This is a genomic window from Pandoraea soli (assembly GCF_902459595.1).
Taxonomy (GTDB): domain Bacteria; phylum Pseudomonadota; class Gammaproteobacteria; order Burkholderiales; family Burkholderiaceae; genus Pandoraea; species Pandoraea cepalis.
Genome location: NZ_CABPSG010000004.1, coordinates 370,496 through 379,388, shown reverse-complemented (window position 1 = coordinate 379,388; position 8,893 = coordinate 370,496). Strand labels below are relative to the sequence as shown.

Sequence of the window (8,893 nt, the reverse complement as noted above, 5' to 3'; positions counted from 1 at the left end):
CCTCGGGTTGGGCGGCCGGAGCGGCAGGCGGCGAGCCCGCCGACGATGCAACGGAAGCGGCTGACGTGGGCGAAGGCGATGAAGCCGATGCTGCAGACGATGGGGACGCACGCCCCGTTTCCGCCATCGGCGCCCGCGACGGCGCGGCCGCTGGGGCCGCAGCCCGCGCGACACCCGCCGTCTGCGGCGTTGGCGGTTCCGCCAGCGTGCCGCCCGCGAGCAACGGCGTGAACGCCGCCATTCGCAGCAGCGCCATCGAAAAACCGGTGTATTCGTCCGGCGCAAGTCCCAGATCGCCACGCGCACGCGTGGCGATCTGGTAATACAGTTGGACGGCTTCAGGCGACAACGCCTGCGCCAGACGTCTCACGTCCGCCGCTTCCGGCCACTCGTCCGACACGGCCTGGGGGGCGTATTGCGCCAGAGCAATCTTGTGCAGCAAGCTGCCGAGATCCTGCAATCCCGCCGCAAACGAGAAACTGCGCTCGGCCATTTCGTCGGCAACGGCCAGCAGGTCGGTGCGCGACTCGTCGTTGAGGGCGTCGAGCAGACGCACGAGCACGCTCTGATCGATGGCCCCGAGCATGCCGCGTACGGCCGTCTCGGTCAGCGGGCCCGCGGCATAGGCGATGGCCTGATCGGTGAGCGACAAGGCGTCGCGCATGCTGCCGCCCGCCGCCTTGGCGAGCAGACGCAACGCCTGCGTCTCGTTCTCGATGCCTTCCTCGCCGAGGATGGTCGTGAGGTGCGACACAATGTGCCCGGCCGGCATCTGCTTGAGATTGAATTGCAGGCAGCGCGAGAGCACAGTGACCGGAATCTTCTGCGGATCGGTCGTCGCCAGGATGAATTTGACGTGCGCGGGCGGTTCTTCCAACGTCTTGAGCATTGCGTTGAACGCGTGCCCCGTCAGCATGTGCACTTCGTCGATCATGTAGACCTTGAAGCGCGCGTCCGCCGGCGCGTAGACCGCCTTTTCGAGCAGCGACGTCATTTCGTCGACGCCGCGATTCGATGCCGCGTCCATTTCCACATAGTCGACGAAGCGCCCTTCGTCGATGGCCCGGCAGGCCTTGCACACGCCGCACGGCTCGGCCGTGATGCCCGTCTCGCAATTGAGCGCCTTGGCCAGAATGCGCGAGAGCGTCGTCTTGCCGACGCCACGCGTGCCGGTAAACAAGTAGGCGTGATGCAGACGCTGTTGCTCGAGCGCGTGCGTCAACGCACGCACGACATGCTCCTGGCCCACCAGGGTCGAGAAGCCTTTGGGGCGCCATTTGCGCGCGAGTACTTGATAGGTCATGCCAAATTGTAACAGTTCGGCGTTGAGCGTCCGCACCGATGTCAACGCCCGATCGGGCGTAGTCAGCCCGGGAAATCCGTCAGGCTATCGGTGCGATAGAAAAAAATGTTTCGCGATTCTAGCAACCGGCCCGGGCCCACGCGATACGCGTTGAAATAGCACCGACGGGGCGCGGGCGGTGACCGCCAACGGGCATCGACCGACGACGACGGCGTCACGCCCATTCACGATGGAAACGACAGATCGTAACGACACACGGGATGCGAAAGCGGAGGCGGATTGTGCGCGAAATGCGCGGAGAACATCGATAAAACAAGGGGATAGGTGACGAGCCTGACCCTCGGCACTGGCAGAAAACGGTTGTGGCTGCTTCGTTCCCGACCTGACCAGATTGGCCGCGCCACCATGCGAGGAGGCCCGTCAGGAACAGATTCTACCAGAGTCGGCGCGCCAACAGAAGCCCGACGCGCGAGATTGTGGGGCGTGAGCGGTCCCAATGGCGACGTCGCGGCGCGCTCAGGCACGACGCGCAAGCGTTTGCGATTTCCGCTAAGATGAGCACAAACTGCATTGGCGAACGCTATTGAAGCACGCGATTGCAGCCTCCATATGGAGAATGCACGCCCGGGAAAGCCGGGTGACATCTCCGGCGTCGGTGAAAGCGCGCTGTTTTCGCCGGACGTTTCCGAATAGTCAGACGAGGCAACAATACTCATGAGCGAACAAATCAAGCACATTTCCGACGCCAGCTTCGACGCGGACGTTTTGAATTCCGACAAGCCGGTGCTTCTCGACTTCTGGGCGGAATGGTGCGGTCCGTGCAAGATGATCGCCCCGATCCTGGAAGACGTAGCCAAGGAATACGGCGACAAGGTGCAAATCGCCAAGATGAACGTGGACGACAACCAGGCCACGCCGGCCAAGTTCGGCATCCGCGGCATCCCTACGCTGATCCTGTTCAAGAACGGTGCCGTGGCAGGCCAGAAGGTCGGCGCACTCGCGAAGGGTCAACTGACCGCCTTCCTCGACCAGCATCTGTAATCCACCGCCAATGACGGCAGGTGCCGGGGCCTTTGTCGCCGCAGTGCGACAGCCCGGCGCCGGGCAAGCGGTGCAGTGCTTGCGCGCGGCGCTGCTTGCTATATAATCCAGCAACAAGCATCTCAAAGTTCTTCGAGCGTTCGCTCACTTTTCCCTGATCCTTCACTTGTCGTCCGTCGGACGGCACCTCCGTATGCATTTATCCGAACTAAAGTCCCAGCACGTCTCCGAACTGCTTGAAATGGCGAACGGTCTCGATATCGAGAACGCAAACCGCCTGCGCAAGCAGGAGCTGATGTTCGCCATTCTGAAGAAGCGCGCAAAGACCGGCGAAACCATCTACGGCGACGGTACGCTCGAGGTGCTGCCGGATGGCTTCGGTTTCCTGCGCTCGCCTGAGACGTCGTATCTGGCCAGCACGGACGATATCTATATCAGCCCGTCGCAGATCCGCCGCTTCAACCTGCATACCGGTGACACGATCGAAGGGGAAGTGCGTACGCCGAAGGACGGCGAACGCTACTTCGCGCTGGTGAAGGTCGACAAGGTCAACGACCACCCGCCCGAGGCCTCGAAACATAAGATCATGTTCGAGAACCTCACGCCGCTGCACCCGAACAAGCCGCTGCTGCTCGAGCGCGACATTCGCGGTGAAGAGAACGTGACGGGCCGCATCATCGACATGATTGCGCCGATCGGCAAGGGCCAGCGCGGTCTGCTCGTGGCCTCGCCGAAGTCGGGCAAGACCGTGATGCTGCAGCACATCGCTCACGCGATTGCCACCAACCATCCGGAGGCCAAGCTTTTCGTGCTGCTCATCGACGAGCGCCCGGAAGAAGTGACGGAAATGCAGCGTTCGGTGAAAGGCGAAGTGGTCGCTTCGACATTCGACGAACCGGCCACGCGTCACGTGCAGGTCGCTGAAATGGTGATCGAGAAGGCCAAGCGCCTGATCGAAATGAAACAGGACGTGATCATTCTGCTCGACTCGATCACGCGTCTGGCCCGCGCTTACAACACCGTGATCCCGGCCTCGGGCAAGGTGCTCACCGGTGGTGTGGATGCCAACGCGCTGCAGCGCCCGAAGCGTTTCTTCGGCGCCGCGCGTAACGTCGAAGAAGGCGGCTCGCTCACGATTATCGCCACCGCGCTGATCGAAACCGGCAGCCGCATGGACGACGTGATCTACGAAGAATTCAAGGGCACGGGCAACATGGAAGTGCACCTTGAGCGTCGTCTCGCGGAAAAGCGCGTCTACCCGGCCATCAACCTGAACAAGTCGGGCACGCGTCGCGAAGAGTTGCTCATCAAGCCGGAAATCCTGCAGAAGATCTGGGTGCTGCGCAAGCTCATCTACGATATGGATGAGGCTGAAGCCATGGAATTCCTGCTTGGCAAGATCAAGCAGACGAAGAACAACGCCGAGTTCTTCGACCTGATGCGCCGCGGCGGCTGATTTCGCCCCCCCCCCCTGCGCGTCACGAGAGAAAGCCGCGACCCGCGTGTCGCGGCTTTTTCATTGCGCCGCCCCGCCGCTGCGCGGGCTGTCACGATGACTGTTATATGATGGAACGGCACCGCGCACTGGCCGCCAACACGCGTTCCCCAAAGCGGTTCCCGAAGGAGAGATTGCAATGTCCGAGCAAGACGATTTGATGGCGGAAGCCTTCGCCCACCTCGAAGCTGGCGACCCTGAGTCGGCGCTGGAGATCGGCAAACGGCTCGAGTCGATGCAGTACTCGGGCGCCTATGAGGTGCAGGCAATGGCCTACGCCGATATGGACGACATGGAACAGGCCGTGACCCTTCTGGAAGCCGGTGTCGCGCATGCGCCGGGCGTCTGGCTGCTCTGGCAACTGCTCGGCAACTACCGCTCCGATCTTGGGCGCTTCCAGGCCGCCATCGAGGCATACGAGGCTGCGGGTAACTGCGCGCCCGACGAAGACCTCGTCATCGTCGACTTCAATCACGCCAACGCCCTCACCCGCCACGGCGATTTCACGTCGGCACAAACGCGTCTCGACCGCGTGCTTGAGAGCCCGCACCTCGCGCAGGCCGGACGCGCCTTCATCGAAAACGCCATTGCACTGCGCATGCACCTGTTCAACGCCCAAGGTGAGCCGAAGGCCGCCATTGCAACCTACGAATCGCTGCATCGGCACGAGCGTGACGACGAAGGCAGCAACGTGGCAATGGCCGACGTACTCGCGGAGCTATCGCTCGCGTACAAGCAGTCGGGCGATAACGATAAGGCGCTCGCGTCGGCGCTGGAGGCCGTGCAGCTCTACAAGTGGAGCGACACTGCCCTATGGGCCCTGCGTGCCGCTCGCGACGCGCAATCGGATGTGGCACACGTGATGCATCTGATCGTGGAAGGGCAGTGGTATGAGCCGCTGGAGGACGAAGATCCCGATGGCCCGCCGCCCGAGTTCGTCACCACCTACGATGTGGTGGCCGAAGATGAAGCCGAAGCGCTGCGTCTCATCGCGGAGTGCGAGCCGCCGCAAGTGCGCGAATCGCTGCGCATCGCCGAAACGCATCCGGTCGATCGCGACGAAGAATCGCCTATGCCCTACAAGGGGGTCTATGCCACCGGCGACTACCATATGTATCAGCCGGGCGATGATATCGACTGAGCGCACTGCCAAGCGCATCGCCTGAGCGCACGGATCCCGCAGGGCGAACAAGTGAATCGACCTGATTGTCGGGCATCGCTCACGTCATCAACGACCGTCAGCGACAAAGGGCACCGGAATTTACCCGGTGCCCTTTGTCGATTTGCAGCATCCACGCCGATGCTCGCGGGGGCATCGCGCCCCCACGGTCATCCATCGGTTTATTTATATCTCGCACGATCGAGAATACGCTGCGCTTCCGGCAGGCTTTTTGCGATGGTACCGATAGGCACGTCTTCCGCCTTGAATGGGCCCAGCGCGGCGAGTGCCGCGTTGTCGACGCGCGTGGTCGGCACGGCCGGCCACTCGTTGTTGCCGTTCGCGAAGTACCGCTGCGCGTCGTCGCTCGCGAGATATTCCAGGAACTTCACGGCATTGGCATGGTTCGGTGCATGCTTGGCAATGCCCGCCCCCGCCACATTCACGTGAGTGCCCTTGCCCGCCTGATCCGGCCAGATCAAACCCACCTTGGCCATCAGCGCCTTGTCCTCTGGCTTCTCCGAACGCGCCATGCGCACGTAATAGTAAGAGTTCGCAAGCGCCACGCTGCACTCCCCTGTCGCCACGGCCTTGATCTGGTCGGTATCCCCCCCGCGCGGCGCGCGCGCAAAGTTCGCCACCATGCCTTCGGCCCATTTCTGCGTCGCCGGCGCGCCTTCGCGCGCGATCAGCGCGCCCACCAGCGAGAGCATGTACGGATGCGAGCCCGACCGGGTGCAGACTTGCCCCTTGTGCGACGGATCGGCCAGCGAGGTGTAGGTCTGCACCGTCTTCGGGTCGACCTTGTCCTTGTTGTAGACGATCACACGCGCCCGCGTCGAAAAGCCGTACCAGTCCGTGCCGGCCGTCGTGCTCGCGGCATGTAGCTTCGCTGGAATGCGCGCATCGAGCGTTGCCGACCGGGTCGGCTGGAACAGCCCTGCCTCGTCGGCCTTCGCCAGACGCGCCGCGTCGACCATCAGAATGACGTCGGCCGGACTCTTCGCGCCCTCGCTCTTCAAACGCTCCAGTAACGCCGCGTCGTCAGCTTCGATCCGATTGATCTTGATGCCGGTCTGTCGAGTGAACGCACCGAAAAGCTGTTCGTCGGTCCGGTAATGACGCGCCGAATACAGGTTCAGCACGCCACCGGTGTCGGCCTGCGCGCCAAGTGTCGCGCCCATCAACGTGCCGAGCAGCGTTAGTCGCGCCAATTTTCCGATCGTCTTCGCCTTCATGGGCCATTCCTCGCAGTGGTGGTTTCGTAGAGAGGAACAGGATAATGAAAAATGACCGATATTACAAACGATTCCCATTCGCATTTAATTAGATCTTCATTATTGGGAAGCCACAGGGTGGGAGCGCAATAGACGAACGGCGATGCGCGCGAGCGAGGTCGGCCAACAGTCATGGTCAGCACGCTTGAGAACCGAAAGCACGGAACACGGTGCCTTACGCGGGTTGCGGCTGATAAGACGACACCTCCGACCGAAGGTTCCTGAATGGCAGTGCGCGTCTCGACCCTATCCTCGAAAAATGAACCGAATCGCGCCCGCGCGGCTCCAATCGCCGTAAAATTGCGCGTCGACGCACGTCGGTAGCCTGCCATCTTCAAGATCGAGCCGCCACGCACGTTTGTCCTGCCCTGTCGGAGTCTCCCCTTGTTGTCGTTGATTAGAATTCCGCGCCGCCCTGTCACACCGACAGCCAACGGCGCCCCTGCTGTCTTGCGCCCGCTGCCCCCTATCCTCGCCAGCACGCGTGTCCGGCGCACCGCGTCGCCTCGCACGGCCTTGAGCGCACTCGCCATGGCCGCCGTGCTGGCCGGGTGCGCGAGCGCGCCGGCGGGCAATGCGCCCGTGACCTCCGCCGACAGCACGTCGTCGACCGCGCAGACACCGACGGTACCCGCCACCCCGGCGGCGCCGCCGAAGGTCGTCCGCCCCCTGAAGATCGGCCTTGCGCTCGGCGGCGGCGCGGCACGCGGGTTCGCGCATGTGGGCGTCATCAAGGCGCTGGAGGCCCGTGGCATTCACCCGGACATCGTGGTCGGCACCAGTGCGGGGAGCGTCGTCGGCGCAATGTACGCCTCCGGTCTGAACGGCTTCCAGCTCAACCGCCTGGCGTCGACGATGGATGAAGCATCGATCAGCGACTGGACGATGCCATTCCGCTCTCGCGGCATGCTGCGCGGCGAAGCCCTGCAGTCCTACGTCAACAAGATCCTCAAGGATCGCCCGATCGAGCAGATGCCGCGCCAGTTGGGCATCGTGGCCACCGATTTGCAGAGCGGCGCGCCGATCCTGTTCCGCCGCGGCAATACCGGACAGGCCGTGCGGGCGTCGAGCAGCGTGCCGGGCGTGTTCGAGCCCGTGCACATCGGCACGCGCGATTATGTCGACGGCGGCCTGGTCGCGCCGGTGCCGGCCGAATATGCCCGCCAGATGGGCGCCGACTTCGTGATTGCCGTCGACATTTCAGCCAACCCGACCGCACAGGCGACACAAGGTCAGTTCGACATCCTCATGCAGACGTTCACGATCATGGGTCAGTCGATCAAGCAGTACGAGCTGGAGAAGAATGCGGACGTGGTGATTCGTCCGTCGCTGGCGAAGATGGGCGCCTCGGACTTCCAGGGCCGTAATCGGGCCATTCTGGCCGGCGAGGAAGCGGTCGCGGCGATGTGGCCGCAGATCCAGCGCAAGCTGGCCGAAGCGCAGACGGAAGCCACGCGCGGCATGCCTCAAGCCTCCCGCTGAGCGAAGCCCCGCCCGGACCCACCAAACGGCCTGGGGCCTATAGCGTGGCGCCTGAGAGGCCAAGCCCCCGGTGCAGCAATCATCCGCGCCCTGAAAAACAAAATGCCGCCCACCGGGCGGCATTTTCATGGCCATCTCGATATCCGCCGACACAGCGGACATCGAAGGCTTACATCGGATGATCGTTCTTGAAGAGCTGCTCGACGCGCGTCAGTTCGGCGCTGGCCTTGAGCGTTTCGACGCGACGGGCACCGTTGTAGCGGGCCGACCAGTAAGACTCACGCAGATCTTCCACACGAATCTTGCCGCCGGTGGCGGGAGCATGCACGAACTTGTCGCCGCCAATATAGATGCCGACGTGCGAGAAGCTTCTACGCATCGTATTGAAGAACACCAGATCGCCCGGCTTCAGATCGGTCTTGGCGATACGCTCGCCCACCTGGCTCATTTCTTCCGCGCGGCGCGGCAGCATGAAGTTAAGCGTGTCCTGGAACACGTAACGCACGAAGCCGCTGCAATCCAGACCGCTGTCCGGCGTATTGCCACCGTACTTGTAGCGCACGCCGATGTAGTTCAATGCGCCCAGCACCACGTCCGAGGCCTTGTCCGTCACGTTCGAGAGCAGCTTCTGCGCCCGTTGCACACGCGATTCTTCGACAGGCGCTTGCGGCACATCGGATGCCGCGACGGTGGTCGCCGCGCTCTGGGCAGCGCTGAAACTACCGCCGGCCTGGAGAGTGGCAGCAGCCGCTCGGGCGGCGGCGGTCGGGCCGTTGTTGTAGTCGTCAGCCTGCGCCGACAACGAGGCGGTAACGAGGCCAGCGGCAGTGAACGCGAGAAGGAGTGTCTTGCGGATGCGCGGAGGGATCGTCTGCATTAGTCGCCGGGTTGAGTGTGTCGGATGGCCGATGAGTAGCTCGTCAGGTGCAACAGGATGCTGCCGTGTCGAACGCCTTCGAGTCACGCCCGGCAGACCCACCGCCGAACTTGTCGTCTTGACTGACTGTTAACTCGTTGAATATTCAACTTAATTGGTACGCGATAGTAATGTGAACGTCACATGATGTCAAAAGGTAATAGAAAAAAACAATCAGCACAATCAGAAAATTTTCATTAGCAATCAAGCCATTGCGATT

7 protein-coding genes and 1 other RNA gene are annotated in these 8,893 nt (G+C 62.6%); 4 read left to right on the top strand and 4 right to left on the bottom strand.

The features are described from left to right. The coding region (dnaX, locus tag PSO31014_RS10325; protein ID WP_150551518.1) for a DNA polymerase III subunit gamma/tau at positions 1–1,303 on the bottom strand (1,303 nt) is incomplete at its 3' end. Positions 1,304–1,626: 323 nt separating this feature from the next. Then, positions 1,627–1,725: signal recognition particle sRNA small type (gene ffs / locus PSO31014_RS10320), an RNA gene on the bottom strand. A gap of 292 nt (positions 1,726–2,017) precedes the next feature. Between ffs and trxA the strand changes: the two genes are divergently transcribed. The 3 genes from trxA to PSO31014_RS10305 all read left to right on the top strand — a co-directional run bounded on the left by trxA (position 2,018) and on the right by PSO31014_RS10305 (position 4,980). Beyond that, complete coding sequence (gene trxA / locus PSO31014_RS10315; RefSeq protein ID WP_010807316.1) at positions 2,018–2,344, top strand: thioredoxin TrxA; 327 nt, start codon at positions 2,018–2,020, stop codon at positions 2,342–2,344. A 193-nt stretch (positions 2,345–2,537) separates the two neighbouring features. Further along, the gene (rho, locus tag PSO31014_RS10310) at positions 2,538–3,800 is read left to right on the top strand and encodes a transcription termination factor Rho (RefSeq protein ID WP_026132103.1); all 1,263 of its coding nucleotides are present in this window, start codon (positions 2,538–2,540) and stop codon (positions 3,798–3,800) included. A 178-nt stretch (positions 3,801–3,978) separates the two neighbouring features. Next, on the top strand, positions 3,979–4,980 hold the full coding sequence (locus tag PSO31014_RS10305) for a tetratricopeptide repeat protein (protein WP_150551517.1): 1,002 nt from the start codon (positions 3,979–3,981) through the stop codon (positions 4,978–4,980). 200 nt (positions 4,981–5,180) lie between these two features. Here the strand turns inward: PSO31014_RS10305 and PSO31014_RS10300 are convergent, their stop codons facing one another. Then, complete coding sequence (locus PSO31014_RS10300; RefSeq protein ID WP_150551516.1) at positions 5,181–6,236, bottom strand: extracellular solute-binding protein; 1,056 nt, start codon at positions 6,234–6,236, stop codon at positions 5,181–5,183. Positions 6,237–6,806: 570 nt separating this feature from the next. Here PSO31014_RS10300 and PSO31014_RS10295 point away from each other — a divergent pair. Next, positions 6,807–7,757, top strand: coding sequence for a patatin-like phospholipase family protein (locus PSO31014_RS10295; RefSeq protein WP_150551549.1), 951 nt, complete (start codon positions 6,807–6,809; stop codon positions 7,755–7,757). A 169-nt stretch (positions 7,758–7,926) separates the two neighbouring features. Here PSO31014_RS10295 and PSO31014_RS10290 read toward each other — a convergent pair whose 3' ends face one another. Beyond that, positions 7,927–8,634, bottom strand: coding sequence for a C40 family peptidase (locus PSO31014_RS10290; RefSeq protein WP_150551515.1), 708 nt, complete (start codon positions 8,632–8,634; stop codon positions 7,927–7,929). Positions 8,635–8,893: the final 259 nt, after the last annotated feature.